This window comes from Streptomyces sp. SP18CS02, assembly GCF_036322365.1.
GTDB lineage: Bacteria > Actinomycetota > Actinomycetes > Streptomycetales > Streptomycetaceae > Streptomyces.
Genome location: NZ_JAQYXC010000155.1, coordinates 25,787 through 43,494 on the forward strand (window position 1 = coordinate 25,787; position 17,708 = coordinate 43,494).

Sequence of the window (17,708 nt, forward strand, 5' to 3'; positions counted from 1 at the left end):
GGCATACAGAGTGGGGCGGCGGGTCTTGAGCACGACCCCCGCCACCCCGGATGGCTTGAGCTGCGGAAAATCGGCAGACGCCGTTCAAGGCACCGACTAACCTCGCGAGGTCGTTCTTCCCGCACGCAGGAGGAGATTGCCATGGCCCAGTCATTCCCGCCCATCGAACCGTACGCGCACGGCCTCCTCGACGTCGGTGACGGCAACCGGATCTACTGGGAGACGAGTGGCAACCCCAAGGGGAAGGCGGCCCTGTGCGTGCACGGCGGTCCCGGCAGCGGGGGCCGCCGCGACAGCCGCAAGCTATTCGACCCCGAGGTCTACCGGATCGTCCTGTTTGATCAGCGCGGCTGCGGTGAGAGCCAGCCCCACGCCTCCGACCCGGCTGTCTGCCTCGAGCACAACACCACCGAGCACCTGCTCGCCGACATGGAGCGTCTACGCGAGCACCTGGGCATCGAGCGCTGGCTCCTCTACGGCGGCTCCTGGGGCTCGACGCTGATTCTCGCCTATGCCGAGCGCTACCCCGCCCGGGTCTCCGAGATCGTCATCGCCGGCGTCACCATGACCAGGCCCGAGGAGACCGATTGGCTCTACCACGGCGTCGGACGCCTGCTGCCCGGCCCCTGGGAAGCGTTTCGCGACGCACTGCCGGAGGCAGACCGAGGCGGCAATCTCGTGGCCGCCTACAACCGGCTGATGAACAGCCCGGACGAGGCCGTCCGGGTCAAGGCCGCGCGGGACTGGTGTGCTTGGGAGGACGCCGTCATCGCCCACGAGGCACTCGGCAAGCCCGGCGCATACAGCGACAAGCTCGACGACGCGCTGATGGCCTTCGTCCGGATCTGCGCGCACTACTTCGCCAACGACGCATGGTTGGAGGACGGACAACTGCTGCGTGACGCGGACCGGCTGGCTGGGATCCCGGCGGAGCTGATCCACGGCCGGCTCGACGTGGGCAGCCCGCTGAAGACCGCATGGGAGTTGTCCAAAGCGTGGCCAGACGCGGAGCTGACAGTTATCGAAAACTCCGGACACACGGGCAGCCCCGCCATGCGGGACGCGATCCTGAAGGCGATTGCGCGATTCGGCAAGAGTGGACGGTGACTCCTCGCCTTAACGGTCTCTGTCTGTATCGAATGGTTATGAGAGGGGACTTCGAGATCCTTCGCGAATACGGTCGGCCAGCGAGCCGCGAGTTCCTCGTAGGTCTCCGCGGCGCGGATGATCGCCGAGTACAGGTCTCCGGTCGCTTGCCGCCGATCCGGCGAAGAGTGACCGAAGACCTGTAGGACGTCGCGATCGAAGAGGGCCGCTGTTGTCGTGCGAGCCGGTCAGGCGGCGAAAGAGGCGAGCAGTTCGTTGTCCTCCTTGGCGGCGGTGGTCAGGTCCGCGTCGGAGAGGCCGAAGGCGGTGCCGTACAGCTTGACCATCGGCTGGGTGTCGAACTGGCACAGCCGCAGGGTCGCGTGCCAGCTGCTGAGGAGGGCCTCCAGGGTGGTCTTGTTCGCGCCTTCGGGGGTGTAGTGCTCGGCGGGGACCCCGGCGGTGACGGTGACGACGGCTTTCTTGTCGGCCAGCTGAGAGGGCGAGCCGTCCATGGTGAAGGCCCGGCCAAGGGTGAAGACCTTGTCCTGCCACTGCTTGAACAGAGGGGTGGTGTTGTACCAGAACACCGGGCGCTGGAAGACGATCACGTCGTGCTCGGCCAGCAGCGCCTGCTCGGCTTCGACGTCGATCTGGAAGTCGGGGTACGTGGCGTAGAGGTCGTGCACGGTGACATGGGTCAGCTCGCGGACGGCGTCCACGAGCGCCGCGTTGGCCTTCGACCGGGACAGATCGGGGTGGCCTATGTGACGAGGAGAACCTTGGACATGATGAGGATCCATTTCAGTGATCGGTGATTGCGTGCGGGTTGGCCGGGTGTGACGGGTCAGGGATTCGCCGGGGTGTCAGTCCTTCTCCCGCGCTCGGCGAGCGCAGGGGTTGAGCCGGGCAGGGGCGAAGTCCGTGCTGTGGTCTTGGCGCTGTCGGCCTCGGCGAAGAAGGGGTCGCGCCCCCGGTGATCGCGTATGGCGATCTCGTCGTGGGTGTCTGCTTCTTCGCGTCCGGCAGCGCGGTCGCGTGACCGCCGTCGGCCGGTAGCCCCGGCGGTCAGCGGTCGATGCTGGCCATATTCGCCTCGTCGTGGCGTTCGCCGGCGGCCGGCGTGAGATTGTTCAGGCGGTCGAGCTGAGCGGCGCTGAGTTCGATGGCGTCGGCGGCGGTGTTCTCTTCGACGCGCGAGACCCGCCGAGTGCCGGGGATGGGGGCGATGTCGTCGCCGCGGGTCAGCAGCCACGCCAGCGCGGTCTGTGCCGAGGTGGCACCGATCTCGGCACCGATGGCCTGTACTTCGTCGACGATGCGCAGGTGGCGCTGGAAGTTCTCGCCGGTGAACCGCGGGTTGGTCTTGCGCCAGTCGTCGTCGGCGAAGTCGTCGACGGTGCGGATCTGCCCGGTCAGCAGTCCGTGGCCCAGCGGCGAGTACGGGACGAATCCGATACCGAGTTGGCGCAGCAGCGGGAGGATCCCGGCCTGGACGTCGCGGGTCCACAGGGAGTATTCGGTCTGGAGCGCGGCCACCGGATGCACGGCGTGCGCCCGGCGGATCGTGTCGGGCCCGGCCTCCTAGAGTCCGATGTGGCGCACCTTGCCCTCGGCGACCAGCTCGGCCAGCGCGCCGATGGCGACGATCGGATGCAGGTCCTCCTCCGTCGCACCGGCCTCCTGGAGCTCGAGGATCTGCTTCGCGCAGTAGGGCGAGATGTCCGTGGTGATCTGGCGCTCGCGGCCGTCGTCGGAGCTGCCCGTGCAGGTGAATCAGAAGTGGGCCGTCACGTCCATCATCATGCCGCTGGAGGTGGCTGCCTGTTGACGCGCTTGTGCTCTGACCTGCGGTTGCCACTCGGATTCCGCCTCCTCCACCAGGGCGGTCCGGCAACGCTTCTGCGGGGTCGTCAGTGTCTCGGCGCGGTAGCGCTCCACCGTGCGGTGCGAGACGCCCAGACGCCCCGCCAGGGCCTGCGTCGACCCCTTCGCCCGCGTGAGAAGGAATTTCACCTGGGCTTTTGCGGATTTCGGCGCGGGCCGGGTGAACACCTTCCGCTCCGCCCGTGCGAGGGCCTCCAGGACCTTGCCGCGGCGTGGGGCCGACTGTTGCTGCTCGTGATCGCTCATGGGATCAGTCGGCCATGGGCCGCCTGTGGACAGAGGCCGGCGCCCGCGCAGGTCGTGCCGATCGTCGGCGTCTTGTGACGACGCACCAGAATTGGCAAGTGAGCACGCTTGTTGACAAACGGTGCTGTGGGCCGTCAGGGGGCAAAGAACAGCGCGACGGTCCACTGGGACTGTCGTATTCGGGCAGGGCTGTCCACCGCGTGTTCGCCTCCTGCGGACCGGAAGCCTTCCTCGAAGGCCACGTTCATGCCTTGCGATCGCTGGACGGGGCGTCAAGGACGACGGTCCGCTACGACGACCTCGCACCTGGGGAGGATGCCGCTGCGGGGTGGTGGCGTACGGCGCGGCCCCGCCCTGTCGGCGGGCCGCGTGAACGGGCATGGACGTCACATGCGTTGCCGGGCCGTCATCCGGGTGCGAAAGAGCGTGCTGCCGCGCTGGGGCGATTTCAGGCGTGGGCCAGTGGTTCGCCGTTGAGGCGGATGTCGTCGGGCATCAGCGCTGCGGGGTCGATGTCCTGGGCAGTGGTGGAGGTGAGAAGAATGAGGGTGAGGGTTTCGCCTTCCCCGAGCCTGCCAGGCCGACTACCGGGGGTGATGGTGATGTTCGTGCCGCGGCCGTCATGGTCGGCCGTGGCCAGTCTCGCGTCGGTGACGAGGCTGTCGCTGTGCCACCTGGCGGGGGCGGTGGCCAGGGTGATGGTGTCGCCGGCTTCGGCGGGCAGGTTCAGGGAGAGTTCCCAGGTGTCGATGGGCGGGGCCGCAGGAGGGCTGGAAATGGTGACGCGGATGGCGTTGCGGCCGTCGACGGTGTCGGGTACGGCGCGGACACGCCGGGTGCGGGTGCCGCCGGTGGCGGTGGGGGGGGTGTCAGTGCTGGGGTACAGGAGCCACCGGTTCGGCAGTGCGTCTTCGCCGAGGAGGGTGTCGATGCCGACGCCGTCGGATTCGAGGCGGAAGGTGTGGTCACCATTGGGAAGCAGGGTCCACACGGTGCCGCCACCGTCAAGGTCCCGTTGGACGGCCCTGCCGTCGCTGGTGGTCAGGGCGCGGTGGCTGTAGCGGTTGATCAGGCGCCATGCCTCGCCGCCGTCGTGGCCTGCGGTCTCGGCGGGCACGAGGCGCCACTGCTGGGACAGCCCGTCTCCGGGGGCGGCCACCGCGGCGGGCACGCCGTCGGCGAAGGAGAGCCGAGCGAGGTCAAGTGCCTGGCCGGTCTCGGGGCTGACGAGGTTGTAGTGCTCGCCCGGTACCGGCGGGAGCTTCTCCTTGGGAATCCATTTCGGGTTGTCGGGCCGGAACCCGACCATGAGGGCGTTCATGTGACCCGTCCAGTACCGGCTGTCCACGCGGAACGCGGCGATGCTCCATCCGGTCATCTGGTACCGGTCGACCCGCTGGTTCTCATCTGCCATGACGGTGCCGTACCAGCCGCTGTCCGTTTTGTCTCGCCAGCCCACGCACAGGCACGTCACGTACAGGTGGCTGACCGCGTGTACCCACAGCTTGTGGGGGCGGCCGGTCTTCCCCGCCGGGTACAGCTCGTGCCAGCGGTCACCGCGGGTGCCCTGCGTCCAGTCCCACTCCTCGCTGTTCGGATACTTCCCCTGGAAACCGCTCGGGCGGCGGTAGTCGCTGACGTGGGCGGTGTAGATGCCCCACTTCTCGTACAGGTTCGGCTTGTGCAGCGGATACATCCAGTGCGGGGTCCCGTCACTGTGCTCCGCGTACACCCACTTCCGGAAGTCAGCGCCCGAGCCCCCGATCGTGGTACCGAAGGGGCCCTGCCACAGGTAGTAGTCCCGCTCGACCTCCTTGGGCTGGGTTCCCGGGTCCGCCAGCAGCGGCCACAGCCGCTGTGCGTAGTCGATCGCACCGGTGTGCATCACCCGCTGGTAGTCGAAGACCTGCGGCCAGTCCTTGTCGTTGAAGCAGATCCTGACGCCCTTCTCGTACGTGTTCATCACATACGAGGCGTAGGTTCCGCCGCTCCACGTCCCCCCGGACTTCTCCGTCTTCGCAGCCACCTTCGCCAGCGTCTTCTTCGCCTTGTCCAGATCGTCCGACTCCAGGTCCAGATACGAGGCGTTCGCGATGATGTCACGCAGCAGCAGGATGTGCAGGTTGGCGTACTGCGCGAAGACGTGCAGCGCCTTCCACCCGAAGTCATCGTCGGTGAAGCGCCTGTACTTGCTCTCGAGGAAGAACTTGGCGTCGAAGTACGCCGCGCGCGCCAGCCGCTTGTCCTCCGCATTACCGGAGTTGGCGATCTTCGCCATCTTCACGTAGTACTGGACCTTGCCCTTGCAGTCGTCCAGGTCATAGCCGACGAGCTTGACCCAGAAGTTCTCCAGGCTCTCCCGGATCGCCTTCTCGACGCGATCGCGAATGTCCGCCCACACATCCGGCCCCTCCGAGGGCCAGAACAGCTTCATCATCGCCGAGGCATAGAGCCCCAGCACCGGACCGACATAGGGGACCATGCCGACGAGCGTGACAATGGACTCCTTCGCCATCTCCTGCGCAAACTCGGCGTCCTTGTCCTGCTCCCCCACCGTTCCCGGCGCGGGCGCCAGCACCCCCGGCGACGCGGACGGGCCCTGACCTTTCCCGGCCGAAATCATCTCCTCGGTGGGGCCCTGCGGCCCCTTTTCCACCGTCGTCATGACCGCTCCTTCGCGAACTTCGAGGGCGCCGTGGTCCGCTTCGCGCGCCTTGGCCCTTCCAACTCCCCTTCGTATCGCCGCGGTGCCCGCCGGCCCACTCGGCGTAGCCCATCCGGGTGTGACGACATCCGAAGACCACCTGTCCGGATGTTTCGTCGGCCTTTTCCGCCCTCCGAGCCCGCACGAACAAGCGCCGCACCACCCCTGACCATCGGTTGACCACCCTGTGTGGCCGGGCCACGCGGTAAAAGGCCAGGCCCTGGCGGCAATCGGCCCTCTGCGGATGCGCGGGCGAGCCCCGGACCGTGTCGGTCCGGTGTGACTGAGCACTTGATGTGGCGGGTTGAGCGCGGGCCCCGGCCAGGGCCTGGAGCGCTCAGTACGGCCACATCTGGCCGGAGCTGCCTCGGGGCCCAGTGCAGCAGATCCGAGCCGGAAGCTCTGGGTAAGCGTTTCTGCGGGCGAGGTGTCAGCCGAAAGGTGCGGCCGCCGTGGTCTGGACCACCAGACTCGTCACGTTTCGTAATTGACTCAAAGCGTTCTGCAACATAGCGTTGCCTTTGTTGCAGAACGTAACCACCAGGAGGTGGGTCAGTATGAGTAACTTCAACGTCGTGACGGTTCCGGCCAAGACCGAGGGTGGGGTGAAGTCCGGCGTGACGGTCCAGCGCGGCGAGGCCGTCATCGTCTCCGGCAGCGGACGGGCGTCCTACAACCACGGGGAACACACCACGTACCCCGACGGAACCCGGTACAACGGCGGCAACTATAGCGGGGCGTACATGCAGCCGGATGTCGTCCTCAAGGGAGCGCCGGTGGGTATGCTGATCGCCCGCATCGCTTCGGGTCCGTGGCTGACTGTCGGCTCCCTGCAGACCTTCGTCGCACAGGAGGACGGCGAGGTGAGCGTCGCCTACAACGACAAGCCCGGAACCTACGGTGACAACTCCGGCGAGTACACCGCGCTGATCGAAAACCTGGGCCGCATCTCGTAGTCCACCCCCGGCCCGGCCGGCCCCGGCGCGCGGCGCCGAAGGCGCTGCGGATCGACTTCCGGGCCGGGCCGGTTCTACTCGGCACCCGCCCTCTGCTTCGCGGACTGCCCCTCGGCCTTCGTGGCCGTGGGTAGGTCGTGAACGTCGGCGGGTACCGCTTTCCCTTCCAGGCGGCCGGGGCCTCGTGGACAGCAGGCCGAGAATCTCGAAGCGGCAGTCGGCTCGGGGGCCCACGACTGGTCGCCTCACACCCGATCCAGCGGCGGCGCCGGTCGGTACCCCAGGCCGAGGCCAGTTGTCATCTCAGCCAACTCTGGACAACAGAGACCAGTACCCGTCGGGCCAGCCGCTGAGCACGGTGGCACCCTCACTCCCGGGGCCGTCCACCCGCCCGCACCCTGGATGCGAAGGGCTCAACTCGCCAGACCGAGCGCTAACTCGCCAAAACAAACGCTCGTAGTACCGCATCTGCGCGCCCGCGCTCTTGGGTGCCGGGCGGGTGAACGCCTTCTGCACCGCGGCCTCCAGGCCGTCCCCGAACAGGCTCATCGCCTACTCCCACTCTCCGTTGTCGACGTCGGTGACGTTGCCGTCCTTGATGTACCGGGCCAGGTTGAGTTCCGGCGCGTTCAACCGCTCCCGCACTTCCTCGCCCCACAGGACGTCCTGCGTGCTTTCCCACTTCACAAAGCCGGGGTTGATGCCGAGCTTGAAGCCGCCGGGCAGCGGCTTGCCCTCCCGGTAGGGCAGGAAGTCCAGCGGCGAGGGCCCGCCTGCGGCATAGACGACGCAGTCGGACAGGACCGCGATCGAGTAGCCCCGTGAACGCCGCGTGCTTCACGATCTTGCGGTGCAGGTTGATCCGGGTGCGGGAGATGACCGCCGCACGGAAGTCCGGCCGCCACGTCGGGCGGGACAGGGCCCGCCACGGCTCGCCGGGCCGCCAGCCCTCCCCGCGCGGGCGCTCGCACAGCTTGCCCGGGCCGCCCTTCACCGTCGCCTTGACCGCCGAGACGACGATCGCCAGCTCTGGGTCCCGGGCCTTGTAGCCGTCCATCGCGGCGAGGAAGTCAGCCGGGGCGAGGTCGGCGTCGACGCCGAGGTCGGCCATCGTGGCGAGGTAGGCGTCACGGAGCCGCTGGTACCAGCCGTCCAGGTAGCGGCCGTTCTCGTAGCGGACGTAAGCCTCGAGCGGCGTGACGTCGTAGCCGAGCTCCTGGGCGTAGGCGACGGTGGGCGTCGCGTACCAGGCCGGGCCGGTCGGGCGCTCGCCCTTCGGCGTGAACGGGCTGGGCAGCAGGCTGCCGTCCAGGTCCGCCCACTTGTCCTTGGCGGCCTTCACGCGGGACAGGTCGACGTGGGAGAGGTCGACCAGCCAGGAGCCGGGCAGTTTCGGATCGAACGCGGGGGCCTTGACGTGCGTCGCCTCGCCGAGGCCGACGTTCAGGCCGTTGGCGCCGGCGGCGAAGGCCATGTTCACATCGATGCCGACCAGGTGGCGCAGGGTGCACTCGGCATCGGTCATCGGCCGTGCCCAGTCGTACGCCTCCTCGAACAGTTTCTCGCCGGGGCGCGCACGTGGAACCGGGGCAGGTCCTTGAGGACGGGGTGGCCGTCGGGGACCTCGCACGGCGGCCAGTGCATCGGGTCGATGGCGTCCTTGCCCAGCGAGCCGGGGTTGTGCTCGGAGTGCCGCTTGCCGTCGGCGTCCGGCTCGGAGGCCCGGGTCGGCGGGCGCAGCGCGGTCATCAGCTCCAGGCCGGTCACGGCGGTCGAGCCGCGCGGCGTCATCACCCGGGAGGCGTACACGCCCAGGACGCGGGCGAGCTCAGCCGGCGGGAGCTGCCCGGCCTCGCCCCAGTGCCGGGTGTCCAGCGCCCCCCCACGACGGGATGCACAGCTGCACACAGGCCCGCTCCGAACCGGTCGCGGGGCGGTAGATCCGCGCCCACGACCCGAACCCACGCTTCGTCAGCTTCCACTCCGCGCGGGCCAGCTGCTTGATGACCTTGTGGCCCTCCGGGATCCGCCCGGCGTGCTTCTCCTCCTCCGTCAGCGTGACGGGCAGGCCGTAGCGCTCCAGCGCGGCCTCGGTGAGCAGGAGCAGCGGGTCAGCATCCTTGCCCGGCCCCGACAGCTTCGGCGCACCCAGCTTGGCCTCGCGCGCAGCGTCCAGTCGACCAGGGCCGGGACGCTCTTGGCGGGCACGTCCAGGACCAGGCCGCCGGTGCAGTACGCCAGCACCTGCCCGTCCTCGGCGTCGACGACCGCCAGCGGGCCGTTCTCGAACCGCGGATCGGTTCCGCCCGCCGGGGTCCCGGCCGGTGCCGCCTTCTTCGCACCCGGGCGGCGCGACATCGACGATGTCCTGGTGGTGCGCGCCGGGCGGGACGCGGCGGCCGGAGCAGCGGCGACGGGGGCCGGGGCGGCGGTCTGGGGGGTCTAGGTTGCAGTCATGGGCGCAGCCTCGGGGGCCGGGCCTGTGGACAGAGTCGGCGCTTCGGCCGAGGTAAGGGCGCCGGTGAACGTGGCGGGCACCGGGGCGGGGTAGAGCTCCCCGAGCTGCGTGAGCAGCCGCGCGTACGCCTCACGCTCGGGTCCGCGCGGCTCGGTCGCCTTCTTCGTCGACTCCCAGGCCGACACCGTGGCCCGGCGCACCTTCAGCGCGCCAGCGACGTCATCCAGCGTCAGGCCGTGCGCGACCCGCAGCCGCTTGCGCTCCTCCGCCGGCGGCAGCGGAGCGCGGGACGCGACCAGCGCGTCGACCGCGTCGAACAACTCGGACATGGAGCACCTCCTCATCCACACTCCACCCCATAAAGCGTAAAATCAGCGTACTTCTACCGTACAAATACCGTACAGCCCCTCTTGGGGGTGAGGCGGCGTTTCAGGCTGACGGCCACAGCAGCGGGGCACGCTGGGGCGTCACCGCGGCCGCCGTCCCGGCCTCCCTCGCCGCCCGCTCCGCACGGGCCCGGTGCACCGCGGCGGCGCGGGAGACGGGCCTGCTCGATCGGTGCCGGCTGGTCGTCGGCCTTCTGCTCCGGACCGGGGAACGCCCGGCGGCTGAGCGCTCGTATTGCCCGCGTCTGCCGCTCCACCGCCTCCGTGATCGACGGGTCGACGCGGCTCGGGGGGCACGACGGCCTGGTGCGCGGCGAGCGCCTGGTGGAAGCCGGCCGATCCCATCTCGCGCGTCTTCACCGGTGCCTGCGGAGCGTCCGGCGCGGCGGCGGCTCCGGTCGTGGCCTCGGGGTACACCCGCCAGGACGCGGTCTGGGGCGAGAGCGAGGCGATGGTGCCGGTCGGACAGCAGATGGCCAACCTCCGGCGCAAGGGCGGCCTGGGCAAGGACGCGGAGTGGGCCGCCGTGCGCGCGAAGCAGCTGACCGCGATCGACCCGGACTGGAACTGCCCCTGGCCGCTCAACTGGCAGCGCCATTACCGCGTCCTCGCCGACCTCGCCACCGACGAACCTGACGGGGTTCTGCCGGCCATCGCACCCGGAGCGCTGTTCGAAGGCGATGACATCGGTCGGTGGCTTCAGCGGCAGAAGAACCCCGGCACCTGGGCCCGGCTTTCGACCGAGCAGCAGGAACGGCTGACCGCGCTGGGCGTACAGCCCGACCAGGCCCCTCCCCCGGCAGCCGCCCGCACGACGAAGAGCCCGAGCGAGGCACAGCAGGCCTTCGCGCGGGGCCTGGCAGCCCTCACACAGTGGGTCGGACGGGAAGGCCCCCAACGGGCGGTGCCACGTGGCCACGGTGAGCCGATCGCGGTCGACGGCGAGACGGAACCGGTGACCGTCAAGCTCGGCGTATGGATTTCGAACACCAAGTCCCGCCGGGACAAACTCACCCGGGAACAGCTCGACGCATTCGGGAACTGGGCATCGACCGGGCAAGGCCGGTGACAGTCCCCCAGGCCGCCCCGGACAGCCTTTGATCGCCTTCTTGCGCCGTGCCCGGACCCCGGGCCTCTTGAAAGCCCGGGATCCGCATCAGCCACAAGCTGCCTTACCGGCTCTGATGGGTTGAGCGTCGACGGGAAGTCTCGGCGTTCAGCCCGTGCTGTCGGCGTGGGGTCTGTCAGGCGTGCGGGGTCCAGTAGGCGGTCAGCTTTCCGACACCGTGCTCGACGTCTTTCCAGGAGCCGGTGAAGGTGAGAACGGCGACGGCGGCCGTAGGAAGGCCACTGCGGTTCATCTGCGCCAGCAGATCGCCCTCTGCCTCTGCGGTCAGGGCGTCGGCGAGACTGTGGAGTCCGGGGTTGTGCCCGATGACCGCTACGCCGCCAACCTGGTCGTCGACCTCGTTCAAAAGGCCGATCAGCTCACCCAATGATGCCTCGTAAAGGCGCTCTTCGTATACCGCTCTGGGCCGCTGCGACAGCTCATCTGCGATGAGCTTCCAGGTTTCGCGGCAGCGTCCGGCAGTCGAGCACAGTGCCAGGTCGAGAGGCACACCGGAGCCGGCGATCCACCGGCCGGCATCAGGCGCCTGCTTACGGCCGTGTTCCGCGAGCGGGTGTTCGTGATCATCTACGTCGTTGGACTCGGCCTTGGCGTGACGCACGAGCACCACGTGGCGGGTCGTCTCAGCACTCATAACGATCATCCTCACCACGCGCAGCCTCCGCCCGGCCTGCACTACGTGAGATTCAGCCGAGTGGAGTGAGTGCCCTATCGGTTGACCACCGTCGGGCCCAGACCGTCCGGCCTTGGGTGAGATCGAGGTGGCCTTGCTCGGCCGGTGAATCCATTCGCCGGCATCTTCGTTGCGGCCGCCCTGCCCACATCTCCATGGCCCGCCGTGCAGGAGACGGCAGGGCGGTGGAGGGCCTTGATCGCTATCAGGCCGTAAACGGGCCGGCGATCCGCCGCTGAAGGGGCTGGGGAAACGTTGCGGCGCCCGGGCAGCGGGGTGCGGGGCGAGTGGCTGAATGCTGATCACTCATCGGAATGAATGCGGAATTACCCGTCTGTACGTGGACATGCTGCCGTCGGCTGCCACAGGGCAGCCGGCAGAACTCAGGCGAGGGGGCATGGCCCCGACCGGGCCCGCAGAAAGCGCGCACCGTGAGCGTCCGACGGGGCCTGGATGGAGTCCGCTGAGGGGGCGTCCGAGTTCTGCGCGCCCGTCGCCGGCGAAGCGGTCGCGCGACGAGTAGGTCTCCGACCGCCCGGAGACTCTCGGCGACGTCCCGTACGGCGGCGGCTGGATGGAATCAACTGACGGCTGTCTGTGGCAGGCGGCCGGTGAACGGTGAAGGAATGACGATGAGCACTGCCCGAACGGAAGCCGCGGAGGGCGAGCGCTCCGCCTCTGTGATCACCACGGTCGTGGGGACCGGGATCGCCGGATTCGCAGGGGACAACGGGCCCGCTGTTTCGGCGCAGGTGAGCTATCCGTACGAGTTTGCGATGGACAGCACCGGCACCCTCTACTTCTCCGACCGTAACAACCACCGGGTCCGCAGGATCACGACGGACGGGAAGATCAGCACGGTCGCGGGTACCGGCGTCGCGGGCTACCGGGGTGACAACGGCCCTGCCGCCTCGGCCCAACTGAACATGCCCCGCGGGGTAGCGGTGGACAGCACTGACACTCTCTACATCGCCGACAGCGAAAACCATCGGGTTCGGAAGGTCGCGGCCGATGGAACGATCAGCACGGTCGCCGGTACGGGTGCCGCAGGATTCAGCGGTGACGGTGGCGCCGCCACTGCCGCCCGGATGAACGGCCCCTACGCGGTGGCGGTGGACAGTACCGGCATCCTCTACGTGGCGGACTTCAATAATCACCGAGTGCGGAAAATCACGACGGATGGGAAGATCAGCACGGCCGCCGGCACGGGCACCGCAGGCTTCAGCGGTGACAACGGTCCGGCCGCTTCCGCCCAGCTGAACAAGCCGATCGGATTGCTCTCGGACAACGCGGACAACCTTTACATCGCCGACACCTACAACCATCGGGTACGGAAGATTACGACGGATGGGAAGATCAGCACGGCCGCCGGCACGGGCACCGCAGGCTTCAGCGGTGACAATGGTCCGGCCGCTTCCGCCCGGCTGAACAGGCCGATGGGGCTGGCACTGGACAGCACGGGTGCCCTGTACATCGCCGACACCGCCAACCACCGGCTTCGGATGGTCACGGCCGACGGAAAGATGCACACCGTTGCCGGTACGGGCACCGCAGGCTTCGGCGGTGACGGCAATGCGGCAGCCTCGGCCCAGCTCAACAACCTTATCGGGCTCACCATCGACTGTGCCGACACCCTCTACATCGCCGACATCCTCAACCACCGGATCCGGAAGATCCCGTCGGCGCGGATGGCCGGGCTGCCCGAGTCGGGCACGGTCGTCTCCTGGGCCAACGTCCGCAGCAGGCTGCGGATGGGGGTCCACCGGGAGTCCCTCAAGGACGGGGCCGAGATCCACCAAGGGCTCACCGCCCCCAGGGACCACCAGCGCTGGCGGCTGGTTGTGGCGGCCCAGGAGGACGGTGAGGTGCTGTACCGGATCGAGAACGTGCGCAGCGGCAAGGTGCTGGAGGTCCTCGGAGCCCAGGAGACGGCCGGGGCCGTTCTCGCGCAGCGCGCCTACGAGGGCAGCGACGCGCACCACCAGCACTGGCGGCTGATCCCGGTGGGCCCCGCGAACGGCACACCGGCGGTGTACGAGATCGCCAGCCGTAACAGCGGTCTGTTCCTGCGCGTCGACACCAACGCCCGTGCGGCGATCAAGCAGGGCGGGGCGGAGGGCGACCACCGGGAACGGCAGTGGCAGCTGCTGCCCGTATGACGTCCGGGGGGGCAGGGACGGTCTCGCCCCTGCCCCCTCGCCACTCTCAACGGGCCCTACTGGGAACTGGGCGGTTTCTCAGCGCTTGCCTTGGGTGCCTTGGGGGCTTCCGGTGCCGTGGGGGCCTGCGGAGTCTTGGGGGGCTTGGTGAAGTCGCTCTTCTTCGGCCTGCTCTCCAGGTCCTCGTCCTTCTGGAGGTCGCTGTGTTCGGTCACCGTCGTGCTCGCGTCCTGCATGCCGGCGGAGGCCGCCTGGGCCACCGAGCCGGGATCCTGGGCGTACTGGGCCTGTGCGCCCGCGGAGGCCTGGGTGGTCTGGATGAAGGAGCCGAGGAAACCCAGGACCGCCCGTGCCTCGGGACAGGTTTCCTGGACGATCTTCGCGCGGGAGGAGGCGCCGTGGATCGCGTTGTTGAACAGGCTGGGGTTGGTGTCGTCGTACGTGTCGTCGTCGGAGTCCTCGAAGTCGACGCCCTCGCCCGGGCGGGGCTTGGTGCTGTCGGTGGTCACGGAAAAGAGCCCCGCGCCCCTGCCGGCGGAGTTGAAGATGTTGTCGAACACCATGGTCGTCACCTCTGGTCGTCGTCGTGGCGGCGGCGCCGCGCGGGGTCAGGGCAGCTTGTGCAGTGTCTGCTCGCTGACGGCCAGGGCCTCGCCGTCGAGCATTGTGTGGTGGACCTCCAGGGCGGAGACGACCTCGGCCAGCCCTTTCATGCGGAAGCCGCCGGGCGCCAGGTCGATGTCGGCGATGTCGCGGGCGACCACCTTCTCCAGGCCTGGATAGTCCCCGGACTGCGGGGGGGACAGGACGGGTGCCCGCACGGCGTACTGCACCGCGATCAGCCCGGAGAAGGTCACCGGGATCTCGTAGGAGTACTGCTTGCGGGTGCGCCGCTGCGAGACGATGGTCTGCACGCGGGAGTTCGGCGGTACCTTGCCGGAGATCTGCGACTTCGAGGCCCAGCTGGTGTTCAGCGAGCCGCCGACGGTGGCCGCGATGCCCAGGGCGAGCTGGGCGTTGAGCGAGGCGTTGCCGGTGGCGCTGCCGCTCGTCGTGAACCCCACCGAGCTGGTCATCCCGGTCGAGGCGGAGTTCGTCGCGGAGCTGCTCGCGGACGTCTCGGTGGTGTTGGCGTTGTCGACGCCGACGCTGTCCTTGCTGTTCTTGTTGGTGATCGTGTTCGCGTTCTTGTTCGCCATGCCGTTCTGGCACGACGCCGCGAGCTGCGACTGCAGGTCCAGCCGGAGCTGGTTCTGCAGCTGCAGCTGCAGGGACGCGCCGACGCTGCCGCCAAAGGTGAGCTTGGCGTCCCCGTGCAGCGACCACGTGACCCCGTTAGAGACGGTGAAGTCGACCGAGTCGGTGAACGTCATTTCCGACTGGCTGCGGTTGACGTAGTCGCGTGAGGAGAAGGTGTCGGGCGGAGGCTGGGCGATGTCGCCGCGTACCTCGATCAGCGGCTCCCCGAGGTTCATGTAGGCGAGCCAGCCCAGGTCGAACGCGGTTCCGGGGAAGGAGCCGAACCTCGTCTTGTTCAGGGAGAACCCGACGGGTTTGTGCTGGACACCGTAGTCGTCGACGTAGACCAGGTTGGGGTGATCCAGGATCGCCTGCCAGGTCTGCTCGATGTTGAGTTCCCGCACGTTCTTCTTCGTCAGCGGCTGACGCCTGGCCGGTACCAGGCTGTACGCGTTGGAAGGCATCTACCCGTCCTCGACTGAATTTCGTCCGAACCGTGCCCGGTGAAAGGCGAACAGAGATCTGCACATGTTCCAGCAAGCGAAATTATCGTCCCCATAGGCACCCTGAAAGAGGAACCGGAGTGTCACACTCCATCGAGTGACCGATTTTCGGCAGTTACTTCCGAAACGTTGATGGAGTGACCTTTCTTCTCCTGCGTCACCCGATCGATGACTTTTGCAGAGCTCTGCCAATGGGTACCGTGAACTCGGATGTTGCTGTGAACGATGCCGTTGGCCCAGCCGTCTGCTTTGTTCCAAGTGCCTTCCCGATGAAAGCGATCGGGATCCTTGCCGTATCGCGCGACGGGACGCTTTATAAAGGGTTCGAGGCAGGGATCGATGCGTTGTTCTCCCCTTCTATTCGGAACAGGTGAGGTTTCCACTATGTACACCCAGGAACGCACGACGATGTCGAATTTGGTGGTCGGCGGGCCGGTGGCGGTGAACAGCTACGACAACGCGATCGTGGCCGCGCTGGTGGAGAACCGGCCGGTCATGCTGGTGCACGCCTTCAACGGCGGTTATCTGCGGCCCGCCGAGCTGAGGGAGGAGAGCCACGACAAGGGGGTCCAGCTGGCCACCGCACTCGATCCGGCGACCAAGGAGGCACAGGGCCACCTCTGGTACATCACCCCAGCCGGCTTCTTCGGGCAGCGGCCGCTGTACTTCCTCGAAAGCGCCGCCGGCCAGGTGACGCCCGAACCTCCCGGCACGGGCGCCGCCGACGCCGGACGCGGCGACGACGGCACGCCCAAGCCGAAGCGCCGACGCATGACCGTGCACCAGGACGCCCCCAAGACCACGGCCGACACCGTCCAGGTCGGCCTGCCCGACAAGGTCGCAGACAAGTGGCGGGGGAAGAACGGCGCGCCCGAGGACACCCAGCTCTGGGTCGTCACGGTGACACCGTGGGGCGGAATCACCTTCGTGCCCATCACCCACCCCGACACCATCCTCGGGTTCAAGGACTACGCGGTGACGCCCAACAGCGAGGTGCGGCTCACCTACAACTGGGGCGGGGACTTCACCGGCACGGTCATCAACACGTTCTACCCGCGACTGCCCAGCGAGTGGAACGTCCCCTACCACCACGTCTTCACGTGACCGGCGGCCGCCGTGCCGTATCCGTCCCGAGCCAACGCCCCTACCGCCTTGAAGAGGCCGCACCATGCCCGTGCCCACGGAAGAACTGAAGCTGCAGATCGTCAACGCCGCCACCGGCAAAGCCCTGGGCGCCCCGGCCGAGCCGGGCGCGGACGGGGCGCTCGTCGTGCGCGACTTCCCCGACGGCGGACCGAGCCCGCACCACTGGCAGTTCCTGCCCGCGCAGGACGACCACGCGTACGTGATCCGCAACACGGACAGCGGCGCGGTCCTCGACGACCCCGCCACCGCGGACCGCGCCGTCCGCCAGGCCACGGCTGCTGCCGGCAGGCAGAGCCAGCAGTGGCACCTCGTCCCCGTCGACGGCGAAGCAGGCCTGTACTTCATCGAGGGCACGACCGACAACGCCGTTCTCGACCTCGCCGACGCCGACCAGGACGAGACCCGCATCGTCCTGCGCGAGTACGACGAGGCCGCGCCGAGCCAGCACTGGCAGCTCGTCCCGGCCGAGCCCGAACGCATCAGCGACCCCGTACTGCGCTGGGCACTGCTGGACCACTGGAACGGCCGCCGCTCCTGGCGACTGGCCGATTCGACCGCGCTGCGCCCGGCCCCCGGAGCCACGCCTTCCTTCAGCAACATGCTGCTGGTCCTCGAACAGTTCGGCAGCGACCAGGACGCCGGCGGGTGGAAGAGCACCGGAGTCGGCCGCCGCCCCAGCGGGCAACCGGTGTGGTGGGCGGGCCTGGGCGAGCGCTTCCTCGCCGACACCACGGGAGCAGGCCGAGCGGACATCGTAGGCCTCAAACCCGCGAAGGGAGCTGTGACCTCGGCCAGCCGAGGCGACGGCACGTTCGACGACGACGAGCGCGTCCTGCACCCGCCCACACCCTCTCCGAACCCCAAGGACCTGTGGACCCTCGTGGACACCACCGGCGAAGGCCGGCCCGACATCGTCGTGCTCGGCGCCGACGGCGTCCGGCTGGCCCGCCCCGACGAGAACGGGACGTTCACGCCCGCGAGCGGCGAAGCGGTCCTGAGGGCGTTCGGCCATGGGGAGGAGGCGGGCGGGTGGCTTGCCGACAAGCACCCCCGCTTCCTCGCCGACACCACCGGCGACGGCAGGCTCGACATCGTCGGCTGCCACGACGACGGCGTCTGGATCTCCCTCCAGGACG

At 68.5% G+C, this 17,708-nt stretch carries 13 protein-coding genes and 3 pseudogenes; 6 read left to right on the forward strand and 10 right to left on the reverse strand.

Features of this window, described 5'->3' with window-relative positions; translation table 11 throughout:
• Positions 1–141: 141 nt before the first annotated feature.
• Positions 142–1,107, forward strand: a complete 966-nt coding sequence (pip, locus tag PUR26_RS01215) for a prolyl aminopeptidase (protein WP_329868320.1) — start codon at positions 142–144, stop codon at positions 1,105–1,107.
• Between the two features lie 227 nt (positions 1,108–1,334).
• On the opposite strand, the gene PUR26_RS01220 is transcribed toward pip, so the two are convergent.
• The 4 genes and pseudogenes from PUR26_RS01220 to PUR26_RS01235 all read right to left on the reverse strand — a co-directional run bounded on the left by PUR26_RS01220 (position 1,335) and on the right by PUR26_RS01235 (position 5,884).
• Positions 1,335–1,889: an NAD(P)H-dependent oxidoreductase gene (locus PUR26_RS01220; RefSeq protein WP_329868322.1), complete on the reverse strand. Its 555-nt coding sequence runs from the start codon at positions 1,887–1,889 to the stop codon at positions 1,335–1,337.
• Between the two features lie 265 nt (positions 1,890–2,154).
• Positions 2,155–2,727: pseudogene (locus tag PUR26_RS01225) on the reverse strand (aldo/keto reductase); the annotation flags it as partial.
• 135 nt (positions 2,728–2,862) lie between these two features.
• Entirely contained in the window at positions 2,863–3,219 is a 357-nt protein-coding gene (gene tpg, locus PUR26_RS01230; protein WP_443076924.1) for a telomere-protecting terminal protein Tpg, read from the reverse strand.
• Positions 3,220–3,667: 448 nt separating this feature from the next.
• Positions 3,668–5,884, reverse strand: coding sequence for an insecticidal delta-endotoxin Cry8Ea1 family protein (locus tag PUR26_RS01235; protein WP_329868324.1), 2,217 nt, complete (start codon positions 5,882–5,884; stop codon positions 3,668–3,670).
• Between the two features lie 596 nt (positions 5,885–6,480).
• Between PUR26_RS01235 and PUR26_RS01240 the strand changes: the two genes are divergently transcribed.
• On the forward strand, positions 6,481–6,879 hold the full coding sequence (locus tag PUR26_RS01240; RefSeq protein ID WP_329868326.1) for a LecA/PA-IL family lectin: 399 nt from the start codon (positions 6,481–6,483) through the stop codon (positions 6,877–6,879).
• Positions 6,880–7,338: 459 nt separating this feature from the next.
• On the opposite strand, the pseudogene PUR26_RS01245 reads toward PUR26_RS01240, so the two are convergent.
• Together PUR26_RS01245 and tap are read right to left on the reverse strand one after the other, a co-directional pair.
• Positions 7,339–7,428, reverse strand: a pseudogene (locus PUR26_RS01245) (telomere-protecting terminal protein Tpg); the annotation flags it as partial.
• 3 nt (positions 7,429–7,431) lie between these two features.
• Positions 7,432–9,666, reverse strand: a pseudogene (gene tap, locus PUR26_RS01250) (telomere-associated protein Tap).
• Between the two features lie 457 nt (positions 9,667–10,123).
• On the opposite strand from tap, the gene PUR26_RS01255 reads away from it, so the two are divergent.
• Positions 10,124–10,792: a helicase associated domain-containing protein gene (locus PUR26_RS01255; RefSeq protein ID WP_443076926.1), complete on the forward strand. Its 669-nt coding sequence runs from the start codon at positions 10,124–10,126 to the stop codon at positions 10,790–10,792.
• A 175-nt stretch (positions 10,793–10,967) separates the two neighbouring features.
• On the opposite strand, the gene PUR26_RS01260 is transcribed toward PUR26_RS01255, so the two are convergent.
• Positions 10,968–11,486, reverse strand: a complete 519-nt coding sequence (locus PUR26_RS01260; protein ID WP_329868327.1) for a SixA phosphatase family protein — start codon at positions 11,484–11,486, stop codon at positions 10,968–10,970.
• 671 nt (positions 11,487–12,157) lie between these two features.
• Between PUR26_RS01260 and PUR26_RS01265 the strand changes: the two genes are divergently transcribed.
• The gene (locus PUR26_RS01265; protein ID WP_329868329.1) at positions 12,158–13,684 is read left to right on the forward strand and encodes an NHL domain-containing protein; all 1,527 of its coding nucleotides are present in this window, start codon (positions 12,158–12,160) and stop codon (positions 13,682–13,684) included.
• Positions 13,685–13,740: 56 nt separating this feature from the next.
• Here the strand turns inward: PUR26_RS01265 and PUR26_RS01270 are convergent, their stop codons facing one another.
• From PUR26_RS01270 to PUR26_RS01280, 3 genes are all read right to left on the reverse strand, one after another.
• Entirely contained in the window at positions 13,741–14,247 is a 507-nt protein-coding gene (locus PUR26_RS01270) for a hypothetical protein (protein ID WP_329868331.1), read from the reverse strand.
• Positions 14,248–14,292: 45 nt separating this feature from the next.
• The gene (locus tag PUR26_RS01275; RefSeq protein ID WP_329868332.1) at positions 14,293–15,387 is read right to left on the reverse strand and encodes a hypothetical protein; all 1,095 of its coding nucleotides are present in this window, start codon (positions 15,385–15,387) and stop codon (positions 14,293–14,295) included.
• 122 nt (positions 15,388–15,509) lie between these two features.
• Positions 15,510–15,809 carry a hypothetical protein gene (locus PUR26_RS01280; RefSeq protein WP_329868334.1) on the reverse strand — a complete coding sequence of 100 codons (300 nt, stop codon included), beginning with the start codon at positions 15,807–15,809 and terminating at the stop codon, positions 15,510–15,512.
• A 1-nt stretch (position 15,810) separates the two neighbouring features.
• On the opposite strand from PUR26_RS01280, the gene PUR26_RS01285 reads away from it, so the two are divergent.
• Positions 15,811–16,530, forward strand: coding sequence for a hypothetical protein (locus PUR26_RS01285; RefSeq protein WP_329868335.1), 720 nt, complete (start codon positions 15,811–15,813; stop codon positions 16,528–16,530).
• 64 nt (positions 16,531–16,594) lie between these two features.
• Positions 16,595–17,708 (forward strand): RICIN domain-containing protein (locus PUR26_RS01290; protein ID WP_329868337.1); only part of this gene is annotated, 1,114 nt, incomplete at its 3' end.